The 24,065-nt window shown below is 63.0% G+C and carries 25 protein-coding genes, 1 tRNA gene and 1 pseudogene; 12 read left to right on the forward strand and 15 right to left on the reverse strand.

Features of this window, described 5'->3' with window-relative positions:
- The first annotated feature begins 83 nt into the window (after positions 1-83).
- Both RIF85_RS07175 and RIF85_RS07180 read left to right on the forward strand, forming a co-directional pair.
- Positions 84-156: transfer RNA gene (locus RIF85_RS07175), tRNA-Ala, on the forward strand.
- Positions 157-371: 215 nt separating this feature from the next.
- A complete protein-coding gene (locus RIF85_RS07180; protein WP_309071232.1) occupies positions 372-824 on the forward strand; it encodes a MarR family transcriptional regulator in 453 nt (150 codons plus the stop codon).
- 66 nt (positions 825-890) lie between these two features.
- On the opposite strand, the gene RIF85_RS07185 is transcribed toward RIF85_RS07180, so the two are convergent.
- From RIF85_RS07185 to RIF85_RS07195, 3 genes are read right to left on the reverse strand one after another with little or no spacing between them, the layout of a single operon-like run.
- Entirely contained in the window at positions 891-1,544 is a 654-nt protein-coding gene (locus RIF85_RS07185) for a DUF3618 domain-containing protein (RefSeq protein WP_309071233.1), read from the reverse strand.
- On the reverse strand, positions 1,541-2,011 hold the full coding sequence (locus RIF85_RS07190) for a phage holin family protein (protein ID WP_309071234.1): 471 nt from the start codon (positions 2,009-2,011) through the stop codon (positions 1,541-1,543). Before RIF85_RS07190 ends, RIF85_RS07185 begins: the two co-directional genes overlap by 4 nt.
- Positions 2,011-2,775 (reverse strand): hypothetical protein, encoded by a 765-nt coding sequence (locus tag RIF85_RS07195; protein ID WP_309071235.1) that lies wholly within the window; start codon positions 2,773-2,775, stop codon positions 2,011-2,013. The genes RIF85_RS07190 and RIF85_RS07195 overlap by 1 nt, the downstream gene beginning before the upstream one ends.
- Before the next feature lie 204 nt (positions 2,776-2,979).
- On the opposite strand from RIF85_RS07195, the gene RIF85_RS07200 reads away from it, so the two are divergent.
- Positions 2,980-3,222: a CDGSH iron-sulfur domain-containing protein gene (locus RIF85_RS07200; protein WP_309071236.1), complete on the forward strand. Its 243-nt coding sequence runs from the start codon at positions 2,980-2,982 to the stop codon at positions 3,220-3,222.
- 67 nt (positions 3,223-3,289) lie between these two features.
- Here RIF85_RS07200 and RIF85_RS07205 read toward each other — a convergent pair whose 3' ends face one another.
- The 3 genes from RIF85_RS07205 to RIF85_RS07215 all read right to left on the reverse strand — a co-directional run bounded on the left by RIF85_RS07205 (position 3,290) and on the right by RIF85_RS07215 (position 7,396).
- Positions 3,290-5,449, reverse strand: coding sequence for an FG-GAP-like repeat-containing protein (locus RIF85_RS07205; RefSeq protein ID WP_309071237.1), 2,160 nt, complete (start codon positions 5,447-5,449; stop codon positions 3,290-3,292).
- Between the two features lie 264 nt (positions 5,450-5,713).
- On the reverse strand, positions 5,714-6,037 hold the full coding sequence (locus tag RIF85_RS07210) for a hypothetical protein (RefSeq protein ID WP_309071238.1): 324 nt from the start codon (positions 6,035-6,037) through the stop codon (positions 5,714-5,716).
- Between the two features lie 132 nt (positions 6,038-6,169).
- On the reverse strand, positions 6,170-7,396 hold the full coding sequence (locus tag RIF85_RS07215; protein WP_309071239.1) for an alpha-hydroxy acid oxidase: 1,227 nt from the start codon (positions 7,394-7,396) through the stop codon (positions 6,170-6,172).
- A 76-nt stretch (positions 7,397-7,472) separates the two neighbouring features.
- Between RIF85_RS07215 and RIF85_RS07220 the strand changes: the two genes are divergently transcribed.
- Positions 7,473-8,153: an FCD domain-containing protein gene (locus tag RIF85_RS07220; RefSeq protein WP_309071240.1), complete on the forward strand. Its 681-nt coding sequence runs from the start codon at positions 7,473-7,475 to the stop codon at positions 8,151-8,153.
- 9 nt (positions 8,154-8,162) lie between these two features.
- Here RIF85_RS07220 and RIF85_RS07225 read toward each other — a convergent pair whose 3' ends face one another.
- The 3 genes from RIF85_RS07225 to RIF85_RS07235 form a co-directional block, all read right to left on the reverse strand.
- Complete coding sequence (locus RIF85_RS07225; protein WP_309071241.1) at positions 8,163-8,624, reverse strand: MarR family transcriptional regulator; 462 nt, start codon at positions 8,622-8,624, stop codon at positions 8,163-8,165.
- Positions 8,625-8,701: 77 nt separating this feature from the next.
- Entirely contained in the window at positions 8,702-9,850 is a 1,149-nt protein-coding gene (locus RIF85_RS07230) for a glycerate kinase (protein ID WP_309071242.1), read from the reverse strand.
- Positions 9,847-10,860, reverse strand: coding sequence for a LacI family DNA-binding transcriptional regulator (locus RIF85_RS07235; RefSeq protein ID WP_309071243.1), 1,014 nt, complete (start codon positions 10,858-10,860; stop codon positions 9,847-9,849). Before RIF85_RS07235 ends, RIF85_RS07230 begins: the two co-directional genes overlap by 4 nt.
- A 203-nt stretch (positions 10,861-11,063) precedes the next feature.
- Here RIF85_RS07235 and RIF85_RS07240 point away from each other — a divergent pair, with 203 nt between their 5' ends.
- From RIF85_RS07240 to RIF85_RS07255, 4 genes are all read left to right on the forward strand, one after another.
- Positions 11,064-12,200: a Gfo/Idh/MocA family oxidoreductase gene (locus tag RIF85_RS07240; protein ID WP_309071256.1), complete on the forward strand. Its 1,137-nt coding sequence runs from the start codon at positions 11,064-11,066 to the stop codon at positions 12,198-12,200.
- Positions 12,197-13,408 carry a dihydrodipicolinate synthase family protein gene (locus RIF85_RS07245; RefSeq protein WP_309071244.1) on the forward strand — a complete coding sequence of 404 codons (1,212 nt, stop codon included), beginning with the start codon at positions 12,197-12,199 and terminating at the stop codon, positions 13,406-13,408. The genes RIF85_RS07240 and RIF85_RS07245 overlap by 4 nt, the downstream gene beginning before the upstream one ends.
- The gene (locus RIF85_RS07250; protein ID WP_309071245.1) at positions 13,405-14,280 is read left to right on the forward strand and encodes a sugar phosphate isomerase/epimerase family protein; all 876 of its coding nucleotides are present in this window, start codon (positions 13,405-13,407) and stop codon (positions 14,278-14,280) included. The genes RIF85_RS07245 and RIF85_RS07250 overlap by 4 nt, the downstream gene beginning before the upstream one ends.
- A 108-nt stretch (positions 14,281-14,388) precedes the next feature.
- A complete protein-coding gene (locus RIF85_RS07255; protein ID WP_309071246.1) occupies positions 14,389-14,910 on the forward strand; it encodes a DUF664 domain-containing protein in 522 nt (173 codons plus the stop codon).
- Positions 14,911-15,000: 90 nt separating this feature from the next.
- Here the strand turns inward: RIF85_RS07255 and RIF85_RS07260 are convergent, their stop codons facing one another.
- Positions 15,001-15,645, reverse strand: coding sequence for an alpha-ketoglutarate-dependent dioxygenase AlkB (locus RIF85_RS07260; RefSeq protein WP_309071247.1), 645 nt, complete (start codon positions 15,643-15,645; stop codon positions 15,001-15,003).
- Between the two features lie 77 nt (positions 15,646-15,722).
- On the opposite strand from RIF85_RS07260, the gene RIF85_RS07265 reads away from it, so the two are divergent.
- A complete protein-coding gene (locus tag RIF85_RS07265) occupies positions 15,723-16,490 on the forward strand; it encodes a VOC family protein (RefSeq protein WP_309071248.1) in 768 nt (255 codons plus the stop codon).
- Here RIF85_RS07265 and RIF85_RS07270 read toward each other — a convergent pair.
- Genes RIF85_RS07270 through RIF85_RS07285 form a run of 4 tightly spaced genes read right to left on the reverse strand, consistent with a single transcriptional unit; the run spans position 16,482 to position 20,467 of the window.
- The gene (locus tag RIF85_RS07270) at positions 16,482-17,333 is read right to left on the reverse strand and encodes a sugar phosphate isomerase/epimerase family protein (RefSeq protein WP_309071249.1); all 852 of its coding nucleotides are present in this window, start codon (positions 17,331-17,333) and stop codon (positions 16,482-16,484) included. The genes RIF85_RS07265 and RIF85_RS07270 overlap by 9 nt on opposite strands.
- 18 nt (positions 17,334-17,351) lie before the next feature.
- Entirely contained in the window at positions 17,352-18,188 is an 837-nt protein-coding gene (locus tag RIF85_RS07275; RefSeq protein WP_309071250.1) for a carbohydrate ABC transporter permease, read from the reverse strand.
- Positions 18,182-19,144: a sugar ABC transporter permease gene (locus RIF85_RS07280; RefSeq protein ID WP_309071251.1), complete on the reverse strand. Its 963-nt coding sequence runs from the start codon at positions 19,142-19,144 to the stop codon at positions 18,182-18,184. The genes RIF85_RS07275 and RIF85_RS07280 overlap by 7 nt, the downstream gene beginning before the upstream one ends.
- Before the next feature lie 3 nt (positions 19,145-19,147).
- Positions 19,148-20,467: an ABC transporter substrate-binding protein gene (locus RIF85_RS07285; protein WP_309071252.1), complete on the reverse strand. Its 1,320-nt coding sequence runs from the start codon at positions 20,465-20,467 to the stop codon at positions 19,148-19,150.
- Positions 20,468-20,829: 362 nt separating this feature from the next.
- On the opposite strand from RIF85_RS07285, the gene RIF85_RS07290 reads away from it, so the two are divergent.
- The 3 genes from RIF85_RS07290 to RIF85_RS07300 all read left to right on the forward strand — a co-directional run bounded on the left by RIF85_RS07290 (position 20,830) and on the right by RIF85_RS07300 (position 23,953).
- Positions 20,830-21,834 carry an SIS domain-containing protein gene (locus RIF85_RS07290; protein ID WP_309071253.1) on the forward strand — a complete coding sequence of 335 codons (1,005 nt, stop codon included), beginning with the start codon at positions 20,830-20,832 and terminating at the stop codon, positions 21,832-21,834.
- A gap of 93 nt (positions 21,835-21,927) precedes the next feature.
- Positions 21,928-22,812 (forward strand): PfkB family carbohydrate kinase, encoded by an 885-nt coding sequence (locus RIF85_RS07295; RefSeq protein ID WP_309071254.1) that lies wholly within the window; start codon positions 21,928-21,930, stop codon positions 22,810-22,812.
- Between the two features lie 46 nt (positions 22,813-22,858).
- Positions 22,859-23,953 carry a LacI family DNA-binding transcriptional regulator gene (locus tag RIF85_RS07300; RefSeq protein ID WP_309071255.1) on the forward strand — a complete coding sequence of 365 codons (1,095 nt, stop codon included), beginning with the start codon at positions 22,859-22,861 and terminating at the stop codon, positions 23,951-23,953.
- A gap of 7 nt (positions 23,954-23,960) precedes the next feature.
- Here RIF85_RS07300 and RIF85_RS07305 read toward each other — a convergent pair.
- Positions 23,961-24,065, reverse strand: a pseudogene (locus tag RIF85_RS07305) (MBL fold metallo-hydrolase); the annotation flags it as partial.

The following is a 24,065-nucleotide window of genomic DNA, read 5'->3' on the forward strand; positions in this document are numbered from 1 at the left end:
GCGGAGGATTGCATGGTTTGAGGGTACAGCCGGGCGCTGACATTTGGTTCTCCGCCCAGGTGCTGGGGTATCTTGGTTGCTGCGGGGCCTTAGCTCAGTTGGTAGAGCGTTTCGTTCGCAATGAAAAGGTCAGGGGTTCGATTCCCCTAGGCTCCACTTTTCGCCTTTCACGCGTGGGCACGACGGGTGAACCCGTCTACTGCAAGTAACAAGCAACCTCAAGAGTCTCTCTCTCGCGTTTCTTTGCACCCATTTTTCGGGCATACCCGGGGTTCGATACACGTTCACTTTCAAAGAGTGGTACAAGAGAATTATCCGTGGAGCAGCCGGCTACAAATCCCCAATCCGGACCACGTTGGGAAGAGGCGGAGATGTCGGACATCGATTCATGGACCACAGAAAGGCTTCTGACCACCGCTGCTCGACTGACTGAGAATGCCTGGAATGAGCGTCTTCTCTCTCTTGGCATTACGCACGCTGCCTTCATCACGCTCCGTGCGATCGAAGCGCATGGTCCCCTTTCACAGGTGGAGTTGGCCGAACAGCTGCACGTCACCGCGCAGACTGTTGGTCGTACGCTGGCGCGACTTCAGCAGCAGGGGCTGGTGGCTCGGCAGAGCAGTGAAAGTGACCGTCGAACGTCGGTCGTAAGCCTGACTGATCTCGGCGCATTACGGCTCTCCGAGGCTGAACGGCACGAGCGCGAATTCATGCTGGCGCTTCACCGCGCATCACCTCAGTTGCGGCCCTTGCTGCAAAACCTGATCAATGATCTAACGGCTCCCCGCCGTGGTCGCGCCCGTGGGTCTGATCAACAGAATTAGGGGCAAAACAGAACCGCCGGTGCTGCACCATGAAATGCGCAGCACCGGCGGTTTTGATGTATGCCGTTATGGGGTGTTCGAACTGCTCTGAACGTTGGACTTGGCGTCCTGCGCGCGGTCCTTGACGTCAGATGCCGCGCTGGTGCCCTCTTCCTTCACGGTGTTTACCGACTCCGTAGCACTCTGCTTGACGGAATCCACCGCCTCCTGGGCCGGCTCTTTCAAGCCCTGGGCTACGTCCTTGGCTGCGTCGGTGACCTCGGACACGAGGGGTTGTGCCTTTTCCTTCACGGCCTGAGCCGCTTCCTTTTCCTTCTGGCTCGCCGGAATGAGCGACGCCGCGAGGAGCCCGGCACCGAATGCGATCAGCCCGGCCGCGAGGGGATTTCCCTGCGTCTTCGAGGTGACCCGCTGGGGTGCGTCGTGGAGCGCATCGCCTGCGCTATGGGCCTTGTCCTTCACGGTCTGCGACGCGCCTTGCGCGCTGCCCTTGGCAGAGTGGGTGGCGTCGTGTGCCGACCCCATCACGCTGTCTTTGGCCGACTGTGCCGAGCCCATCACGCTCTCCTTGACGTTGCCAAGGGCGTTCTTGACCTTGTCGGTCTGGCGATGGGCGATGTTCGACGGGCTGACCTTGTCGGCCACGGCGTCGACGTCGTTCCCTAGCTCGCGACGGGTGCGTTCGATGTCCGCGCGGATTTCATCAGGTGTCTGGTTCATGGCGTGTGCTCTCCTGGTTTCAACGTAGGCGGAATTTCCTTGGCTGTCTCAGCGGTCTGCGGCATGCCCTTGATCGACTTCATCTCTTTCTTGCCCTTGAGTGCGAGAACTGCGGCGATGATGCCCCAGATCAGTGCAACGATCACGGACGCCCAGCCGAGATTGAGGAAATCAATCGCTGCAAGGCCCCACATCAGCGCGAGGGAAAGGAAAAGAAGTACGAAGTGCCCGGCGACGGCTGCACCACCGAACATACCTGCGCCCTTACCGGCGCGGGTTCCGGACTCGCGCAGCTCAGCTTTTGCAAGTTCAAGCTCCTGACGCATCAGGGTTGAGAGGTCACGGGTGACCTCTCCGAGCAGTTGCCCGAGGGATGCATCCGACCCTCTATCGCCGTCCGAAGGCGGTGGCGGTTGTGCTGCATGCGATCCAGCCGCGTGCGAGCCGTGGAGGTGTTGTTCAGTCATTAGCGGAAGTCCCTCCCTGATTCAGGGCCGGTTACGCCCGGCTCGGTGAACGGAGTGGTGGGGGTGACGGTCGGCGTCGTGGTCGGGGGAGCTACCGGCGGGGTATCGATGCCGGCGCCGTACGCTGGCAAGTCCGTACCGTACTCGTCCGGAACCGGCGGATAGGTGGCGACATGCTGTCCGCCGCCAACCGTGCCGGAGGGCCCACCGGTTGAGGGCGAACCGCTCGAGTCCGATCCTCCGGCCAGACCGCGCGTGAGACGGCCGGCGAGGAGCCCGGCTCCGGCCGCAATCAGCAGGAACGCACCAGGGCGACGGCGGGCGAAGCCGGTAACCTCATCGAGCAGCGATCCGGGATCGCGGCCTTCGAGCCAGGATGCTGCGCTGTCGGTACGCTGGGCGACCTGCTGGACGAGCTGCTGCGCGGTGCCACCTTCAGACTTGTCAGCCATGGACTTGAGCTCGTCGGTGAGGGACCGGAGCCCGTCGGTAACGCGCTGCTGCTGCGTGCCGGCCTGGCTCTTGAGGTCCGACCCAAGCTGACCAACGAGGTTCTTGGCCTGGGTGCCGGCCTCGTGGGCAACATTCTTTGCTTCTGACCCTGCGGTCTGTGCGACGCCCTTGGCTGCGTCCACGCCCTGCCGCCCTACATCCTTGGCCTCATCCTTCGCAGCAGACGTAGTGGACTGTCCCGAGGACGAGTAGCCCTGTGTGCCCGGCGTTGAGGTGACCAGCGGGTCTTCTGACCAGTTCGTTGTGCTCATAATGACTCCTTTATTGATGTGGAGGACTCCTGGGAAGTAAGTCATCGCATCTACACAATAAGCATGCTTAGCATATGATCACAAGACCGCGACGAAAACTCTCCGCATAACCGACAAGCTCGCCGAGTCCTGTATGGACAGCCAGCTTAGTATCCTTATCGGTGAAGCGACTAGGGCCGCGGCAAGGAAAACCAGGGAGACACCATGACTTCGCCAGCATCATCACCGAGGAACAACGACGTCAGTATTGTGGCGTGCCCTGATGGGCCTTTGCTGGTGAGGGGAGAAGTTGCCATCGTGACGCCTGCGGGGGAACCCGTGCCGCGCCGCCGCAAGACCGTGGCGCTGTGTCGGTGTGGCGCGTCGACCATCAAGCCCTACTGCGATGGCTCCCATAAGCTCATCAACTTCCGCACCGATCCCGACCTTCCTGCGATTCAGGAGTAGCAAAACGAAGAGGTCGCTGACCCCGCCCTCAGACGATGTCAGCGACCTCTTGGATCACCTTTGCGGATCACTCCACGATGTACATTCCGTTCCAGCCTTGGCCAATCTTCTGCGAGCCGGTGAAGCGTCCGGTTCCGCTGCCGGTGTAGAGGAGCAGGTCGCCGCTGCTGTTGCGGGCGATCAAGTCGGCATTGGAATCGGCACCCCATGGTCCCGGGCCGGCGAAGGCTGTCATTCCGTTCCAACCTGCTCCGGGCTGTGACTTCGCCAGGAAGCCGCCCCTGCCGTTTCCTGGATACAGATGCAGACCGCCGCTGGAATCGCGGGCCAGGAGATCAGACTTGCCGTCGCCGTTGAAGTCGCCGGTGCTCAGCATTGCAGTCATTCCGCCCCACCCCGAACCAATCTGAGCCTGGCTGCGCCAGCCGCCCTTTCCATTGCCTGAGTAGAGGTAAAGCCGTCCGTCGCTGCCGCGGGCCAGAAGGTCCGGGTATCCGTCGCCGTCAAAGTCACCCGGTGTCACGAGGGCGGTCATTCCGCCCCATCCGTTCCCAATCTGTACTCCGGACTTCACGCCGCCCGTTCCGGTGCCGGCATAAAGCCAGAGCCGGCCGGTGCTGTCCCTCCCGAGGATGTCCGCAATGCCATCTCCGCTGAAATCCCCGGGCTGCAAGATCATGTTCATTCCGCCCCAGCCGGATCCGATCTGCACCCTGCCGTTGAATCCTCCTGCAGACGTGGTGGGGTAAAGCCACAGCTTGCCGGTGGAGTCTCGAGCGACGATGTCCGGATTGCCGTCCCTGTTCATGTCCGTGCGGCCAGCTGATGCAACTACAGGGGCCGGGGCCGGGGCTGGGGCGGGAGCGGGGCTTGGTGCTGGGTTGACGGCTGCGGGTGTGGTCGCAGTGATGGTCACTGAGGCCGCCGTATCCGAGACTGAGTTGATTCGGACCGTAGTCCCGGCATGGGTCGTGAAGACACTGCCCGCCTGCCAGGCCGTGTTGGTTGCGTAGTAACCCGTGTACGGCTTGCTGGATGGCATCAGGAGGACCGAGGACGCCGGCGTAAGGCCGCCGCTCTGAACAACTTTCACGCCACGGTTACCGGCGGTGGCCGTATTCGCGTCAAAACCAACCGGGACCCTGAGCTCCAGGTAGTAGATTTCGCCGCTCTTCGGGTCGGTGAACTTCAACGCCCGATTTGCGCTGGTGCCAGCCCAGGGTCGAAGGGTATACGTCTTGCTGCCGGAGGCCACACCCACGTTGAGGATCTCGTCCCCGCGGCCGAAGGCACCGTAGTCCCAGAAGCTCGAGCTGATGGCGGGGGTGTCGAACCATCGGGAGATACCCATCAGGTCGGAGGTATCACCGTAGTGGCGGATTGAGCAGTCCGTCCCGAAGCTGGCCGTGTCCGGCCTGCCGCTGGTGCACTGCAGCGAATCAGCGTGCATAAGGCCGAGCACATGGCCGAACTCGTGAGTCACCACGTTGGTGGTGAAGTTGCTCAGCGACGATGTGTAGGGCATCAGGATGCGGCCGCTGGTGCCACTGCTGCTCCAGCCGTACCCCAGGTAACCCTCCTTAAGGGGGGTGGGGATGAAGACGACGAGGGCCGTGTAAGGGCTGTAGGACCACTTCTGCTCGGCGGTGACCTTGTTCATGATCTGGTCATACGAATCCGTCGATTTTGCCGCTGATTTGAAGTTCAGCGATTCAGTAGCCACCGTCATGGTCAGGCGCCCGTTGGACATGCTCTTCCAGTACTCGCTGGATTTCGCGATGGCGGTCCTTGCCGCTGCCGCGGGAACCAGTGCTGTACTGTCCGCGAGATCGACGGTCACCAGTCGAACCTTGATGTCACCCCTCCGGGCCAGTGTTCCCCCGGCGCCGAGTGGGGACATCGCTGCCCCTTCCAGTGCGTGGGTGTTCAGGTCATGTCCGTGCCCGTCGAGCGATGTTCCGCCCTCATAGGTGTGATCGGGGTAGGACGGAATGCCACCGGGGAAGAGGTCACTTAGATCGGCCGGCGCAGCCTCCGTATGTGCGACCTCATTGGAAGCAGTTTCGGCCGGCGCAGTTGTAGTCGGGTGGGTCTGTCCGGCCTCCTGGGTTGCAGCAGGTGCGGGCTGAGCGGACTGTGCCGCCGCGGGGTGCACGCCGACCGAGAGGCTTGCCGCCAGGAGCAGGATGCCGGTGAGCGCAGCAGTGGAACGCTGAAGTGAAAGCATGAAGGTCCTTGGTGGTACGAGTGGATTGGAGCGAGCACCGCCGTGTCCCCCGACGGCAGCGCCCGACCGCTCGAATAGGCGGCGCTCAAAAGCTCCGCACCAAGTATAGGTTTAGCAATCTCCGGAAAATCGCCGGGAATTCACAAAGGATTGTCCAAGGACCCGCAGTTTTTCCTCAAGATCCCCGCAGGAAGAATGTATGGCGTAATTATCGTGAATTTCTAATTGCATAGAGCAATTAGGACAACAATTACGAATGGGAAATCAGGAAGCGTTGCGGGCGATGCCCATCGACTCAACAACCGTCGCCGGCCGCGACCCCAGCTGTACGACGACGGCCTGCTCCGGCATCATGACCGGCCGGTTCAAAGCCATTTGTGCGATGGCCAGCAGGAAGACGGGAATGGAGAGCAGGATGAAGGTCACCAGCGCGTACATGGCGATGATCGCATGTACGGGGGAGTGAAAGAGACTGGCGATGAACGCTGCGCTTCCAAGCCAGGTCCACAACCAGAACAGTGCGACAGCATAGATAACTGTCCGGGCACGCCGGTACTTCAACGGATAATGCACCCGCCGCCGTTTCATTTTATTGTGACCCCCAGGTCTCACGGATCCCGCGCCCCGCGAGTTCCTCTCATGATAATAAGCCCCGGGAAAGCTTTTGTCGCCCGGCAGCCACGCCAAAAGAATCGACACGGCTGCCGAGCGATGAAAAGGTTAGAGGAAGCGCACGTGGTCGGGCGTGAGATCCTCTACCCGAGTTACTCCCAGCAGTTGCATGGTGCGGGTGATTTCTTTCTCCAGGATCCCGATCGTGCGATCCACTCCAGCCCTGCCGCCGGCCATGAGGCCGTACAGGTAGGCCCGTCCGATCAGCGTGAAGTCCGCTCCCAAGGCGAGGGCTGCCACGATGTCGCCGCCGCTCATGATCCCGGTGTCCAGCATGATGGACGTCTTGCCCTTCAGCTCGGCAGTGACCTCGGGAAGGAGTCGGAGCGGGATGGGTGCGCGGTCGAGCTGGCGGCCGCCGTGGTTGGAGAGGACGATGCCGTCGGCGCCATGGTCAACAACTTTTCTGGCGTCGTCGAGGGTCTGGATGCCCTTGACGACAAGGTTGCCCTTCCAGACCTGACGGAGCCAGTCCAGGTCGTCGAAGGTCAGGGTCGGATCGAACATGGAGTTGATGAGATCCGCGACGGTGCCGGAGTAGCGGTTCAGGGAGGCGAACGCCAGAGGTTCATGAGTCAGGAAGTTGAACCACCATGCGGGGCGGTAGGAGGCGTCGATGACCGTCTTTACCGTCAGGGCCGGCGGGATGGTCATGCCGTTGCGGACATCGCGAAGACGGGCACCGGCTACGGCGGTGTCCACGGTCACCATGAGGGTGTCGTTGCCCGCGGCGGCCGCGCGCTCGATGAGTTCCATGGACCGTTCCCGGTCCGTCCAGAGGTACAGCTGGAACCAGTTGCGCCCGGTCGGTGCCGCCTTGGCCACGTCTTCGATCGACGCCGTGCCCATGGTGGAAAGCGTGTAGGGGATGCCTGCGGCTTCAGCAGCCTGTGAACCGGCATACTCACCCTCCGACTGCATCATGCGGGTGAAGCCCGTGGGTGCGATGCCGAACGGCAGTGCAGACTCTTTGCCGAGAACAGTCACCGAGGTGTCGACCTTCTCAACGTTCCGCAGGATGCCGGGGCGGAACTCGATGTCCAGGAACGCTTCGCGTGCCCGTCGAAGCGTGATCTCTGCTTCAGCTGCTCCATCCGTGTAGTCGAAGGGCGCGGTGGGTGTGCGGCGCTTTGCGATGGCCCGCAGGTCTCCGATGGTGTTTGCGCGGCTCAACCTGGCGCTCTGGCTGAACTCAGGCTTCTTGAACTGCATCAGCGGGGCAAGATCAGCAACTTTGGGGATCCGGCGCTTGAGCGCCTCAGGCGTATTGGACATGAGAAACCTTCAGGTCGAGATGTGGTCCGACCACAGTAGCGCGGTGTGGTCTGACCATGCAAGCTAAACTTGCCGCATGCGCACCCATCAGCTTGTTCAGTCCTGGCTCGAGAATCAGCTCGCCGCCGGCAGGCTGGCGGTCGGTGATCGACTCCCGGGTGAACGAACGGTGGCGGAGCAGCTGGGCATCTCACGGGCGTCCGCGCGAGAGGGAATCCGTGTCCTTGAGGCGATGGGCATAGTGCGGGCCGGTGTCGGTTCCGGCCCAGGTTCGGGCACGGTGATCACAGCCAACCCCGGAGCTGCCCTTGGGTCCGCGCTTCGTTTGCACATGGCGACGTCGCATCTTCCGGTCAATGACATCGTCGAGACACGGTTGCTTCTCGAGACCTGGGCTGCCGCCCATGCCGATCCGGCAAGTTCAGCAATGAGTGAGGCTGCAGCCCTCCTGGATGCAATGGACTCCTCCGCGAAGGATGAGAAGGAATTCCTGCGGCTGGACGCCCTCTTCCATGTCGCCGTCGCTGAAGCGGCAGGCAACGTACTGATCGGCGCGATGATGTCATCGCTGAGAGAGTCCATAGAGGGGTACACGTTAAAGCTCACGCGCACCCTCCCCGACTGGGAGGCAACCTCTGCACGCCTGCGGGCCGAGCATCGCGACATCCACACCGCTATCCAGAACGACGACGGTGCCCGCGCCGCTGAGATCGTTGCCCGCCACATCGAGGGGTTCTATGCGGAGGCCGGCTTCTAGCCCCGGCTACTAATCGTCAACGGCGTGCAGGCCGGTGCGGCCGCGGACCTGGCGCTGGGGCTCTGCAAGTTCCTCAATGGCTGCCCGCAGGTGCGAGCGCAGTTCCGGAGACAATAACGCTTCATCCGACACCAGCGTGCGCTCGATGTCGCGGCCCTTCTCGAGCGTCGCCCGGCCCTTCTCTGTGATTCGGACCGTCTGACTGCGCCGGTCGTCGTCTCCCCTGGTGCGCTCGATGTGACCCCTGGCCTCTAGCCGGTTAAGGGTTTTCCCAATGGTCTGCGCCTGTACGTGCACCAGCTCAGCAAGCTGTGCCTGTCGTAACGGACCGTAGGACGCCAGAACGGCCAGGGCTGTGAACCCGGCGTGCGTGACGTCCAGCTCCGCGAGGCGCTGATTCCATGATTGCTCAACCAGCCGCGCCGCTGTTGTGAGGAGCCGGCCTGTCGACCAGGCTGAAAGATCGGGCATGCGCTTTCACCTTCCCTGTCGAACCGTTTATCCATCTAATCATCAGCTTACTTATGATTGGTATGGAATCAACCGTGCTACCCGGGCAAGGTGCCTGTCAACCCGGACTGGTTCGAAAGGAGGGCCCTGAGAACCCATTCCGACGCGTCGGCAGTGAAGCGTCCGGCGTCGTTCATTGCGGCTGTCAACGAGGGTGCAGTATCGGCGAGGCTGCGCGCATGTACAACGCCGTTTGCCGCTAGTTCCGGGGCCGACAGCGTGATCCGGCCTGCGACCGCAAGGACCGGAAGACCACGGGAATGCGCGCGGTTGGCCAGGCCAAGAGGTGCTTTGCCGAACTGGGATTGCGCGTCAAGCGAACCCTCTCCCGTGAGTACAAGATCTGTCGCCGCCAACTTGGAATTCAGTCCGGTCAGGTCGGCGACGAGGTCGAAGCCGGGCTCAAGCGATGCGTTAGCGCAGGCAAGGAAGGCCGAGGGAAAACCGCCCGCGGCCCCTGCGCCGGGCTGCTGAACGTCTACGCCCGTGGTGTCCAAAAGGAGCCTGGCCCAATGAGCGAGCGAGGCGTCAAGGGCCTCGCGAAGGTCCGCGTCGGCGCCCTTTTGCGCGCCGAAGATGTGGGCGGCGCCATCGGGTCCGCACAGCGGGTTTTGCACGTCGACCGCGATGCGCAGTTGAACGTCCTGAAGCCGCGGGTCCAGGCCGGACAGGTCAAGCACGGCCGCCCGCGACAGGGCGAGTCCACCCAGCGGAAGCTCCACGCCCTCGGCATCGAGGATTCTCGCGCCGAGCGCGCGCAGGGCCCCGGACCCGCCGTCGGACATGGCGGAGCCTCCCACCCCGAGCACCACCTCGGTGGCGCCGGCGTCAAGTGCAGCGCTCAAGAGTTCGCCACTGCCGTAGCAGTGGGCTGAGCCCGCTGTCCCGGGGGTTGGCATGACGAACTCCAGTCCGCTGGCTCTCGCCGTCTCAATGACCGCAACAGAACCGGTGAGCGCCCAGGGTGCAGTCACCGAGTCCTCAAGAGGTCCGCGGACGGTCGTTTCGTGCCGGACTCCACCCGCCGCCAGCACGGCCTCCAGCGTCCCTTCCCCGCCATCCGCGATGGGCTGCAAGGTGATGTCAGCCTCCGGTAGGACGCGGCGGACGCCGGCGGCCATCGCCTCAGCTGCTTCGGCCCCCGTCAGCGTTCCCTTGAACTTGTCGGGTGCAACCAAAATCCTCATGATGCCGATCCAGCTCCTGCCGATTCACGGATAACAACTTCGCCCAGGACGGGAGCAGGAAGCTCCTGATCCGGGTTCAGGGCAAGGTTCGCGGCCTCTTCACCCAACCGCTCGAGCGGCAGATGGACCGTGGTGAGGGCGGGGGAGTAGTCGCGAAGCGTGGGAATGTCGTCGAAGCCCGTGACGAGTGCATCCGCCGGTACGGAGACACCGAGTGCACGTAATCCCGCGATGGCACCGATCGCCATGACGTCGTTGACCGCGAGCAGGCACACCCCCCGCTCACCCCGGAGCTCCTCCCAGCAGCGCTGGGCGGCTTCGAAGCCGCCCTCACGGTCGAAGCCGCTCCGGACGACTGCGACCGGTTCCAGCCCCGCAGCAGTCAGCGCCCCAGTAAAACCCGCAACGCGATCCCGGGCGGTGTTCAGCTCACCGGGACCGGCCAGAATGGCGAACCGGGTGTTGCCGAGGGCGACCAGCCGGGACACCAGAGCGGCGGCGCCGTCGGTATTCCCCACCGGTACTGTGAGTCCGGATCCGGGCTGACCGCCGATGGTGACCACCCGCCCGCCGTTCTGCTGGTAGCGGGCAAGCTCCTGTTCGAGGTCCGGATCACTGTGTGCGCGTCGCGAACCGGCCAGGATGATTGCGTCGGTGCGGTGGGAAGCAAAGGCGCTGACGGCGTCGTGCTCGGCGCTTTCCGAGGGGTCGGTGCTGGCGAGCAGCACCTGGCGCCGGTAGTTCCGGGCAGCGTGCTGGACCCCGCGGGCGATCGAGGAGAAGTACGGGTCGGAAATGTCGTGGACCACCAGGCCGACCAGGCCTGTGGAGGAGCGGGCCAGGGCCTGCGCCTGCGCGTTGGGAACGTAGCCGAGCTCAATCGCGGCTGCGCGAACCCGTTCGGCAATGTCCTCCGCCGGGCGGCGTGACGAGCCGTTCAGGACCCGTGACGCCGTGGCCAGGGAAACTCCGGCGTGGCGGGCTACGCCGGACAGGGTTACAGCTGCCACCTGGCTCCTTGATGTGAGGGGTTCCGCCTATTGAGTGCAGTCGACGTGCCGCTGAACGCCTCGCGGCGTCATGAGGTGCACTCAGTGGAAGAAGGGGGTTGACGTGGTCTCGATCACCACTCTATATTGGAAAGCGCTTTCCACCAACATTCTTAGCCCTCTGGGAGTACAACGTGACTGAGACCAAGACCATCCGCATTGCGATGAATGGCATCACCGGTCGGATGGGGTACCGGCAGCACCTGGTGCGCTCCATCCTTCCCATCCGTGAGCAGGGTGGAGTCACCCTCGCTGACGGATCGAAGGTTCAGGTAGAGCCCATCCTCGTAGGACGCAACGAAGCGAAGATCCGCGACCTGGCCCAGCAGCACAAAGTCGAGCACTGGACCACCGACCTGGACGGGATCATCGCCGATCCCACCGTTGACGTCGTCTTCGATGCCTCCATGACTTCGCTGCGCCCTGCAACCCTCAAGAAGGCCATTGCAGCCGGCAAGCACATCTACACCGAGAAGCCCACGGCGGAGACCCTCGACGAGGCGGTTGAGTTGGCGCGCATCGCCCAGGAAGCCGGCATCACCGCCGGAGTTGTCCACGACAAGCTCTACCTGCCGGGCCTGGTGAAGCTGCGCCGCCTGGTCGATGAAGGCTTCTTCGGCCGCATCCTTTCCCTGCGCGGCGAGTTCGGTTACTGGGTCTTCGAGGGAGACCACCAGCCCGCACAGCGCCCCTCCTGGAACTACCGCAAGGAAGACGGCGGCGGCATGACCACCGACATGTTCTGCCACTGGAACTACGTCCTTGAGGGAATCATCGGCAAGGTCAAGACCGTCAACGCCAACACTGTCACCCACATCCCCACCCGCTGGGATGAGCAGGGCAAGGAATACAAGGCAACGGCCGACGACGCCGCCTACGGCATCTTCGAACTGGAGACCCCCGCCGGCGATCAGGTGCTCGCGCAGATCAACTCCTCCTGGGCTGTGCGCGTCTACCGTGACGAGCTCGTTGAGTTCCAGATCGACGGTACCCACGGCTCCGCCGTCGCGGGCCTCAACAAGTGCGTTGCCCAGCAGCGAGCCCACACCCCCAAGCCGGTCTGGAACCCTGACCTGCCCGTCACCGAGTCCTTCCGCGACCAGTGGCAGGAAGTACCCGCGAACGCCGAACTCGACAACGGCTTCAAGCTGCAGTGGGAAGAGTTCCTCCGCGACGTTTCTGCCGGCCGCGACCACCGCTTCGGTCTCCTCTCCGCAGCCCGCGGCGTCCAGCTTGCCGAACTCGGACTGCAGTCCTCCGCCGAGCGCCGCACTCTCGACATCCCGGAGATCACGCTATGACCTCGCTCTACCTTCCATCCTCGACCGGGCTTGAGCGCTACGAACTCGCTCCGGCGACCACGTGGGCGAAGCCGACCGCGCCGCTGACCGCGCGTCATGCCTACGCAGCCGCCCACGTCATCCCCGAGGTCACCGCTGACAACACCCCCGGCGCGCCTGCGGTCCTCGACTGGGACACCACGCTGGCCTACCGCCGGGAGCTGTGGTCCTACGGGCTCGGTGTCGCGGATGCCATGGACACCGCGCAGCGCGGCATGGGCCTGGACTGGGCTGCCACGCAGGAACTGATCCGTCGCTCCGGCGCGGAGGCTGCCGCCGTCGTCGGCTCGGGTGCTGACGCGACCCGCGGCAAGACCGTCCGCGACCTGCTCGCCTGCGGTGCCGGCACGGATCAGCTGGACCTCGCGAGCCTGCCGTCCGGCAGGGCTGGGCTGAACGCCGTCGTCGAGGCCTACCGGGAACAGATCAAGGTGGTGTCCGACGCCGGTGCGAAGGTCATCCTCATGGCTTCCCGCGCACTCGCAGCGGTTGCGCAGAGCCCGGCCGACTACCAGTACGTCTACGGAATCCTGCTCGCCGAGGCTGATGAGCCCGTGATCCTGCACTGGCTCGGCACCATGTTCGACCCGGCGCTGAGCGGTTATTGGGGCAACAGCGACGTGGATGCCGCAACCAGCATCTTCCTGGACCTCATCCGCGCGCAGCCTGAGAAGGTGGACGGCGTCAAGGTGTCACTGCTCGACGCCGCACACGAGACCGCGCTGCGGGCAGCACTTCCAGAGGGCGTGCGGCTCTACACCGGCGATGACTTCAACTACCCCGAACTCATCCACGGCGACGGCACGCACTACTCGGATGCCCTGCTTGGCATCTTCGCGGCGATCTACCCTGCCGCTTCGGCAGCCCTTCAGGCGTACGACGACGGCGACGCGGACCGCGGGCGCGCAATCCTCGACTCCACCCGGGAACTCGGCAAGCACATCTTCAGCTCGCCGACGTTCTACTACAAGACCGGTGTGGCGTTCCTGTCCTGGGTCAACGGCCACCAGCCGGGCTTCCAAATGGTCGGCGGCCTGCATTCCGGACGCTCGGCGCTGCATCTCGCCGAGACTTTCCGCCTTGCGGACCAGGCCGGGCTGCTGCGTGACCCGGAGACCGCCGCACACCGCTTCGAATGGCTTCTGGCGAGCTACGGAGTGGGTGCATGAGCCGTCTCTCGCTGAACACAGCGACCACCAAGAACATCACGCTTGCCGAAGCGGTTGCCCTCTCTTCGGATGCCGGGCTCTCGCACATCGGTGTCTGGCGCGACCGGGTGGCCGAGGTCGGTCTGGACAAGGCCGTGCGGCTCGTGTCCGAAGCCGGACTGCAGGTCTCGAGCCTGTGCCGCGGAGGGTTCCTCACCGCTGCGGACGAGGCCGGGCAGGCAGCTGCGCTGGCCGACAACACCCAGGCAATCGTCGAAGCGGCGACGCTGGGTACCCGGGAGCTGATCATGGTGGTCGGCGGACTGCCGGCCGCCGGCGCGCTCATCGGTGGTGCCGCCGTCGACCCTTCAACTCCGGGCGCGAAGGACGTCGCCGCTGCCCGTCAGCGGGTCGCTGACCGCATCGCCGAACTGGTGCCGGTGGCTCAGGAGCACAACGTGCGCCTGGTGTTGGAGCCCCTGCACCCGATGTACGCGGCGGATCGCGCGGTGCTCTCGACACTGGGTCAGGCGCTCGACCTTGCGGCACCGTTCCCGGCGGAGACCGTGGGCGTCGTCGTCGATACCTTCCACGTGTGGTGGGATCCTGCGCTCGAGTCCTCGATCCAGCGTGCGGGTGCCGAGGGGCGCATCGCGTCCTATCAGGTATGCGACTGGAACCTGCCCATCGCGGCGGACGCGCTGCTCTCCCGCGGCTACATGGGTGACGGGTACATCGATTTCGAGACCATCACCCGCTGGGTTGCCGCGACCGGCTACGCGGGACCTATCGAGGTCGAGATCTTCAACCAGGAGATTTGGAATTCGCCGGCTGCCGACGTACTGGCCACGGTGAAGGCCCGCTACGAGTCCCTCGTGGAGCCCTACCTCTAGGCCTGCAGACACAAACGCGCCGGAAAGGTGCAGGATCGTCGGATCAACCCGGCGATTCTGCACCTTTCCGGCGTTTCTGCGTGGACGCGGAGTCGTTAGGCTGGGCGCATGAGTGGAAGCGACGTGTTGGTTGAGGCCTTTTCACGAATTCCAGACGCGGTGTCGCAGGCGACGGACGGGCTCGACGCCGGCCAGCTCGCCTACCGGCCGCGTCTTTCTGATGGTTCCGGCTCTTCCGGGAACAGCATCGCCTGGCTGATCTGGCACCTCACCCGGGTACAGGACAACCATCTTGCAGATGCCGCCGATCGTAACGAGCTGTGGCTTGCCGACGGTTGGGCCGAGAAGTTCACCCTCGACCTGCCGCGGGAGGACACCGGGTACGGTCACGGATCCGCGGACGTGGACAGGGTGCGTGTCCAGGAGGCCGAGCTGCTCATCGAGTATCACCGCGCAGTGCACGCCCGAACGCTGGAGTTCGTCGAAAACCTGAGCGAGACGGACCTGAACCGGATCATCGACACATCGTGGGATCCGCCGGTCACGCTACGGGTACGTCTGGTCAGCGTCATCGAGGACTGCATGCAGCATGCCGGGCAGGCCGCCTACCTGCGGGGACTCCTGACCTGACTCGACCTTGCAAAATCGCCGGTTTGGTGCAGGATAGTTGTGCACATCCGACGATTCTGCACCAAATCGGCGATTCTGGCCGGATAGGATTCAGAGCCCGGTCACCCGCAGCGTGATGTTGAGCCGCCCCTCCAAGCCCAGCGCAGGGTCCGATGTCCCCGGGTAGGTCTTCATGACCCCGTGGTACGCCAGACGGGACTCGCCGCCGAACACAAACAGGTCGCCGGACTCGAGCCGAACGTCGGTCCACGGCTTGTTCCGGTTCTCCGTGTTCCCGAACCGGAAGAGGCAGCTGTCGCCGATGCTCAGCGACACAACCGGTGCAAGGGACTTCTCCTCCTTGTCCTGGTGCATGCCCATCTTCGCTGAGGCGTCGTAGAAGTTGATGAGCGCCGCGTCCGGGTTGTAGCTCTCGTCGCGCGCACCATACGCAGCCCCGACGGCGTCCCGCCCCAACTCAGCCAACCAGGAAGGGAAGTCCGCGACCGGGCCGCCGTCGACGTCGTCGGCTGTCCTGCTATAGCGGTAGGGCATCCAGTGCCAACCGAGGCACACCGTTTGCACCGACATCTGGGAGCCGTTGGGCATGCGTGTGTGCCGCATCGGCACCGGACCGGATGCCCAGTCTCGGCACGCCGTCACGAGCTCGCGTTGGCGATCCAGGTTCAACCAGCCCGGAATATGCACAGCGCCGGGAGCGACGACGGCCGGATCGCGAGGCAGGAGAGTAGCCATAGGCTAATTGTCTTTCATTGTGTGCGCCGTAGCCGGGCGATACGCTCGCTTCGACCGACTTGCAAGGAGGAGGAGCCATGCCCAGCCGAGAAACCTTCCGTGACGGAATGCCTTGCTGGATCGACCTCGCCAGTTCCGATCCGGCGCAGTCTGCGCGCTTCTATAGCGGGTTGTTCGGCTGGGATGTCGAGGACCTGGGACCCGACTATGGGCACTACACCAAGTTCCTCAGGAAGGGTAAGGCGGTTGCAGGCCTCATCGCCAACTCGAACGAGTCAGGTTCCCCGGACGGATGGATCACCTACTTCGCCGCCGGGAACGTGCGGGACCTGACTGAGAAGGCAGCACTGGCGGGAGCAGAGATCCTGATTAAGCCGTTCGAGGTTTCAGACCAGGGGAGCGTCGCCCATCTTGCCGATCCGTCCGGAGCGACCTTCGGGCTTTGGCAGGGAAAGAAACTGCCCGGCTTTGAACTGCACGGTGAGCCGGGTGCCGCTGTCTGGCACGAGTTGATGACTCGGCAGTACCGCCTGTGCGTCGACTTCTACCCGCGCGTACTCGGCTGGGAACCGCAGGTGGAAAGCGACACGGAGGACTTCCGCTACACGACAGGCCTGGTGGAGGGCGATCAACAGGCGGGCATCATGGATGCCGCCAACCTGCTGCGGGAAGGCGCACCTTCCGCCTGGGGAGTGTATTTCGGCGTGGAGAACACGGACGCCGTCGCGGCTCGCATTCCTGAAGCCGGTGGAACGGTGACGTCCGAACCGCAGGACTCGCCCTACGGACGGGTCTGCAGTGCAACAGACCCGTCCGGCGTAGCTTTCTGGATCAACTCACGCTAGTGCGTCACTGCCCGCGATCGCCTCGCTGAACGCGTCGAGGGATTGTTCGAGCGCCGCACGGGGATTGAATGCGTAGGTGCCGTCACCGAAGTGCTCAAAGGTGAAGTGGCCCGTGTACCCGTAATCGTCAAGGGCCGCGACGTAGCTTCCCAGCGGCAGCTCACCGTCCCCCCATGCGAGGTGCCCTGTCGGGCGTCCATCAACGAGGTGCACATGCCGGATGAGGGCTCCCAGATGCTCGTGATAGTCGGCGACTGTTTCGCCGGCTGCCGCCATGGCAACCGTGTCCAGCACGGCACCGAGATGTGAGGCGCCGACGTCGTCAATCATCCGGCGAAGTGCCGGGGAATCGTTGACCAGGTTCGACTCCACCCGCTGCAAGGGCTCCAGAACACAATCAACGCCAAGACTGCCGGCATAGGCGGTGATCTCTCCCACCGCGTCGACGGATCGCTGCCACGCAGCACCCACGCTTTCGTTCTCGAAGCCCCGGCCGGGGGTCAGAAACAGCAGCGGAGCCTGTAGTTCGGCGCACACCTGCGCCGCGCGACGGAACAGGGCAACACTCTGCTCTCGCAACCAGGCGATGGAAGACGCGATGTTGACCGGGTACATAACCTGTTCCGCGGTGATGCAGTGGATCTGCAGCTGCCGTTCTTGGAGCTGTCGGCGGACGGCCAACAGATCAGCAGCGGTGAGTTGCGGGATGTGGAACTGAGGGGCGATGCCCCATAACTCGAGCCGTTCCCTGTCGAGGGCCACCATGTCATCGAGAAAAGTCTCGAACGGCAGGTGTTGATAGGAAAAGTTCGACCCGGTGATCTGATTCGTCGAAAGGCTCACGAGAGACCTCCCGGGAACTTACTTTCCGATGCCATCAGCCAGCCCCTTCACGAAGTAGCGCTGCCCCAGGAAGAACAGGAGCACCACGGGCACCGCGGCGATCACCATCCCTGCGAAGACCACCGGGTAGTCGGTTCCGTGCTTGCTCATCAGGCTGGTCAGGCCCACAGGGAGGGTTTGGACGCCCGTCCCGCTTGTGAAGACCATCGCGAAGAGGTACTCGTTCCATGCGAACAAGACGTGAAGGATGACCGTCGAGACGATGATCGGCTTGCACATGGGCAGAATGACCCGCCAGAAAGTTGTCCACTGTGTGGCGCCGTCCACCTTCGCGGCCTCGTCAATCTCCCTCGGCAGATCAATCATGTACGCCCGGATCAGGAAGGTCGTGAAAGGGATGCGAAAAGCTGTGTAGAGAATGAGAAGCGCCCAGAAAGTGTTGTAAAGCCCCAGGCCCTGAAACATCTTCACCAGCGGAACGAGGGCGACGGCGGGGGCGAGCATGAGCCCACCGAGGATCGCCGTCACGATAGCCCTGTTGAAAGGGATGTTGACGCGCGTCAGTCCGTAGGCGGCCCATGCGCTGATGAACACCGTGGCGATGGTGGAGGTTACGGTCACAAGAACGCTGGTCATCAGGTAATTGCTGACGCCCCTGTTCCAGGCATTCGCGTAGTTCTGCCAGTCCCAGGTCACGGGGAGCGCAAAGGGGTTGCCGAAGAGCTCGGCGTTCTCTTTGAAACCATTGAGTACCATCCACAGCAGCGGATAAATCACCACCACCGCCAGGCCGAGGAGGAAGGTCCACATGAAGACCTTCGCGATGGTGCCGAGGAACGAGAATCGAGTCACCATTCCACTCTTCTCCTGTGTGTAATCCAGAGCTGCGCGAGAGCGATGATGAGGGTGACAAGGAAGATCACCATGGCGATCGCGGCCGCGTAACCGAAATCGTTGCGGACGAAACCGCTGCGGTACAGCCAGGTGGCGAGCACCTGGGTGGAGTTGTTGGGCCCGCCACTGGTCATCACCATCACCTCGTTGAAGACCTGAAAGGCCCCGGAGATCGTGACGATGGTCATCAGGCCGGTCATCTCACGGACCAGGGGCACGGTCACCGTGAAGAATCTGCGGATCACCCCAATTCCGTCGATGGAGGCGGCCTCGTAGAGCTCCGAAGGAATGCGTTGGATTGCGACCGCGAAGAGGAGGGTCGAGTACCCGAATCCCTGCCACTGGCTCATCGCAATCACCGCCATCATGGCGGTGCTCTCCTGGCCGAGCCAGGGCTGGGTCAGCGCATCCAGGCCTACCCCGCTCAGTACGTAGTTCAGCAAGCCGAGGTTGGGCTCGTAGATGAAGTAGAAAAGGAGGCCTGCAACCGTGAGGGAGATAGCGGACGGGATGAAGTAGACCGCTCGCAGTGCCCGCCTCCAGCGCTCCCTGCGCACACTTTCGATCAGTGCAGCCAACGCGAGTGCCCCGCATACCTGGAAGACGATGGAGACACCCGCATACAAAGCGTTGTTGCCGAGCGCTGACCAGAAGATCGGGTCACTGGAAAGCTTGATGTAGTTCTCCGCGCCGACGAAGGTCTGGCTACCGCTGTAGATATCCCATTCGAGGAAGCTGAACCCAAGGTTCTGTACCAGCGGCAGGTAGACGAACACGGCCAGGAGCACCAGGGCCGGAAGCACCCAAGCGAAACCCAGAATGCGCTTGATCCCGGACGGGCGCGTCGATGAGCTTTCGCGGATCGGGGAGTGGGGCCGGGGCACCCGCTTTGCGCGGGTGCCCTCCACGGTCAGCATGGCTTACTTCGCCGAGTTGGAAGCGTTGCGCACGCTCTCGAGCACCTCTTCGGGTGTCGAGCTACCGCTGATAATCGCCTCTCCGCCGGCAAGCCAGGCATCGGCGACCTCCGGAACGGTCACCGTATCGAGCCAGACGACGATCTGGCTCGCGTCGTTGACCTGGGTGATGCCCTCATTGACGGCGACACTCGAAGTCTCCGGCGTGACGGCCCCGAGAACGGTGCTTGGCTGTCCGTAGGGCGGTGACGAGAGAGTTTTGGCGCTCTCCGCTGTCGTCACGAACTTCATGAAATCCACCGCCAGTGCTGCGCGGGGGGACTTGGCGTTGATGAGGTATCCCTCGGGTGCGCCTTCAATGGCATCCGGGTCACCCTCGGCTCCTGCGGGGACCGGAAGCTTGAAGATTCCGAAGTTCTCGCCAGTGAGCTCGTTGCCCTCCGCTGTGACAGTGTCGAACTCCAGGATCTCCTGGTAGTACATCGCGGCCGATCCGCTTGCGAGCGCCTCCTGGGCCGTGGTGTACAGAACCCCGTTGGTGCCGTCACCACTGTCGGTGCACTCATCAACCAGGGTCTTGAACTGTTCGAGCGAAGCGACGTATCCCTCGTGGTCCAGCTTTGCGCTCTCCGGATTGAAGTCCGCCTGCAGCACCTCAGCCGGCACGTTGTAGGCGAAGAGCTGCTGGAGATAATGCAGCCCAGGCCAACCGTCCTTGTTTCCGAACGCTATGGGTTCAAAACCCGCCTCCCGAAGAGGGCCGCAGCTCTCGATGAGCTCATCGAACGACGTCGGAACCTCGATCCCGGCCTCCTCGAACGCAGCTTTGTTGTATCCCATGAACTTGCCGTTGTTGTAGAGCGGTACCCCGAAGTACTTGTCGTTGTACTTGAACGCGTCGAGCGAAGCCTCTCCGAAGGTCTTTCCCCATTCGGTGTCCGGACCTATGACGCCGGTGAGGTCAGCTGCAAGCCCGCCGGTGACGAAGTTCTCCGCCCAGTCGCCTGTCCAGCTGAAGTAGATGTCCGGCAGTGCTCCGGATGCTGTCAGTGTCTTCGTCTTGTCCTTGATGCTCTGATCGGTTTCCTGAATGAGTTCAACTTCGACCTCCGGATGGAGTTCCGTGTACTCAGCGGCAAGGTCTTCGAAGTAGGGCTGCAGCGGGTCGCCGGCGAACTTCGTGAGAATGCTCAGTGTGCCGGAGAACTCCGGTTCGGCTCCTACATTGGCGACAGCGGTGCTCGACTGGTTTGCGCATCCGCTGAGTCCGAGCGCCGACGCCATAACCAGCGCGATGGCCGCCAGGGAATCTCGTTTCTGCATGGTGGTCCTTCATGTTGGACGAGCGGGACCGTCATAGCCACGTATGTGAGCCATCAAACCCGCCGTTGGATGTGAGAACAGGTACTGCGTGATTTCGACGACTATACAGAGCATCTGGTACCGGTACCAGACCTTTCCGAAAAATATTTGAATGCCTGGTCCTCTAGCCATTTGGGAGCCGTGGTTTCAGGACGATGCCGCCGTTGTAACACACTGGAAACAAGCGGTATCGGCGGTCTCCTCACGAAAGTCCTTGACGGCCCCCAGCTGGATGTGCCAGCATCGGTCATGGCTGATACCGGTATCAGGTTCTTTCGATACGAACGGTTCTCCTATCGCCTACACCTCCCTCCGAAAGGAAAATGATGCTCGGTTTTGACGAGTCAGCATTCCGCAAACAGATCGCCAGTGCAGTGTCCCTCCGCCCGAACATCGAGGAGTTGGTCAGTACCATCACCGCGAAGGGGGTCAGCAACGTCTTCCTGATCGGGGCAGGCGGAACCTACGCTGCCATGTGGCCCTACGAGCACCTCGCCCGCCGGCATTCAACCCTGCCGGTAAAGGCCGCCATAGCGGCCGAGCTGATCGTTTCCGGAGATGCGACCCTGGGGGAGAACTCCGTGGCCGTGTTCACTTCCGTGTCCGGAACGACCGACGACAGCCTGCGCGCTATCGAGTACTGCAAGCAGCGCGGCGTCTACACCGTCGCGTTCACCGGTTACGCGGATTCTCCTATTGCCCAGGCAGTGGATGCTGCACTTATCTCTGAGCCGAAGACCTGGCCGTTCGACATGCAAATGCTGCTCTTCATGACGCGGCTGCTGTCTGAACGCGGAGAGTTCGCGGGTTACGAGAAATTCGCTGATGAAATGGCAGGGCTGGACGGTGTGCTTGTCGACGTGGCTCGCCAGGCGGAACCCATCGCAGCCGCCTTCGCCGATGCTCATGCCGACACCGACTATCACTTCCTCGTGGGGGGTGGGAACCTGTGGGGCTTCACGTACCTCTACTCCATGTGCATCCTTGAGGAAATGCAGTGGCTGCGCACCACCCGTGTGCATAGCGCCGAGTTCTTCCACGGGTCGCTCGAACTGCTGGAGAAGGACACCAGCGTCATCATTTTCCAGGGTGAGGATGAGACGCGCGCCCTGACCGAGCGCGTCGAAAAGTTCGCCAAGCGGGTTTCGGATGACGTCACCGTCCTTGATACCAAGGACTATCCGTTGGAAGGCATCAGCGAGGAATTCCGCGGACTTCTCGCACCAGCCGTCCTCGACACCGTCACCGGTCGTATCAGCAAACACCTCGAGCGGGTACGCAATCACTCTTTGGACCTCAGGCGTTACTACCGCGTTGTCGAATACTGATCCATTTCCAGGTTGGGCGTCTGTTCTGGGGAGCAGGCGCCCAGCTACCTAAGGGCGGCTATGAAGCATCTACAACATCGGACGGGAGGCTCCGTGAGGGTTCTGGGGTTCGGGGACAACATCGTTGATCGGTACCTTGACCGAGGGATGATCTACCCCGGTGGCAACTGCGTCAACTTCGCCGTATTCGCCCGCCAATTGGGAGCACAGTCGTCCTATTTGGGAGTGTTCGGATCCGATGAACACGGACGCTTCCTTCGGGACGCAATCGAGGCTGAAGGGGTGGACACCCGTCGTTCCGTGACCAGAGACGGCCCTAGCGGAGTCTCGTCCATCAGCATCGTGCAGGGAGAGCGGGTGTTCGGAGGGTGGAACGGAGGCGGTGTGACCGTGTCAGACCCTCTTGAACTCGACGAGGACCTGCTGGGCTATGTCGCAGGGTTCGACCTGGTGCATTCGAGTGTCTATTCCCGTTCCGAGACCGAGCTCGGAAAGATCCGCCCTTCCGGACCCCTGGTCAGCTATGACTTCTCGAGTGAAGATGAGTTTCGCAGCACCGGGTACCTGAGGCGGGTCTGCCCCTCCGTTGATCTCGCCCTCATCTCGTGTTCGGGTCTCACGGACACTGATACCGAGCAGCTTCTTTCCGCGTTGGTGGAACGAGGCGCGGGCATGGCTCTTGGCACCCGCGGATCCTCCGGAGCCGTTGCATATAACGGGCAGGACTACATCAGTGCCCCGGCGGTGCCCATCCCGGCGACCGAACAACCGATTGACACCATGGGTTGTGGGGACGCATTCCTTACGGCATTTGCCGTAACTCTTGTAGCGGGTGGATGGAGCCGCTCGGCACCGCCCGGTGAGTCGGAGATTCGAAACGCGCTGAACGCGGGCGCCGCATTTGCCGCACGGCAGTGCCTGGTGGAGGGAGCTTTCGGTCGAGGTGTTGCCGATTCCGGCATCGCGGTTACGATGTGACATGCTGACCGGGATGCGCCGAATTCAAAACAGAATGACGATCTGAATGGCGGCTGAACGTGATCGCAGCGTCGCCCCGCCAACCATCTCCGAAGTCGCCGCGGAGGCAGGAGTGGGCCGAGCTTCGGCCGCCCGTACGCTCGGCGGATATGGCTATGTCAGCCCGGAGTTGAGGGAACGCGTCCTGAGCGCCGCCGAGAAGCTGGGTTATCGGGCCAACGCGCTCGCCCGCAGCATGTCGACTGGAGTGAGCCACACCCTGGGGCTCATTGTCGCGGATATCGGTAATCCGTTTTTCGCCGGCGTCACCAGGGGGATCAGCGATTTTTCACGACAACGGGGCTTCGACACCATTGTGTTGAGCACGCACGAGGATCTCGAGGAAGAGAAGGCCGCTGTAGGGGTGCTCATCGACAAGCGCGTCGATGGCATGATCATCGCGTCTGCGGCGGTCGAACGGGACGATGTCGCCCATATTCAGGACGCGATGACCCGGGGGATACCGGTGGTCCTGGTCGACCGCGCCGTGGAGCACCTTGCGCTCGACTCGGTGGTGATCGACAACCGGGAGGCGAGCCGACGGGCGGTGAACCACTTGATCGAGCATGGCCACCGACGTATCGGATTCATCTGGGGGCCACCGATGAAGAAGCCGGCCACCACCCGGCGGGCTCTCACCGCTGCGGCAGCGCGTAGCCTCTGGACGGATGGGGAGCGGCTCCGCGGATACCTGGACGCACTCGACGACGCCGGTCTGCCTTTCGACGCCGACCTCGTCATGACGGGACCCAAGACTGAACAGAACGCAACAGTTGCCGTCTCCCGAATGTTGGCACTTGATGATCGCGTGACTGCTCTCTTCTGCACGGAGAATGACGCTCTTACCGGCTCTCTCCGTGCCGTCAGGGAGAGCGGGTTCAGCTACCCCGCGGACGTATCTCTCATTGGTTTCGATGACAGCTCCTGGGCAGCAGTGATGGAGCCTCCGCTCACGATGATCGCGCAACCGATGCTGGACCTGGGTGCGCGGGCGGCTGAGACCCTGCTGAGCGAGATAGAAGGAGCGTCTCCCTCGCGGACCATGCACACACTTGAGGCACGGTTCGTAGAGCGGGCGTCGGTAGCGAAGCGCAGCCGGTGAACGCGTGCTAGCGCTCGGAGCGCAGGTAATGAAGCTGCGCTGCCACCGACTGCTGCGCTGCGGAGCGCACTGAAGGATCGACCTCGGCGTATACATGGTCGGTGACGGAGCC

It is taken from the genome of Arthrobacter sp. (genome assembly GCF_031179385.1).
In the GTDB taxonomy this organism is placed as follows: domain Bacteria; phylum Actinomycetota; class Actinomycetes; order Actinomycetales; family Micrococcaceae; genus Arthrobacter_D.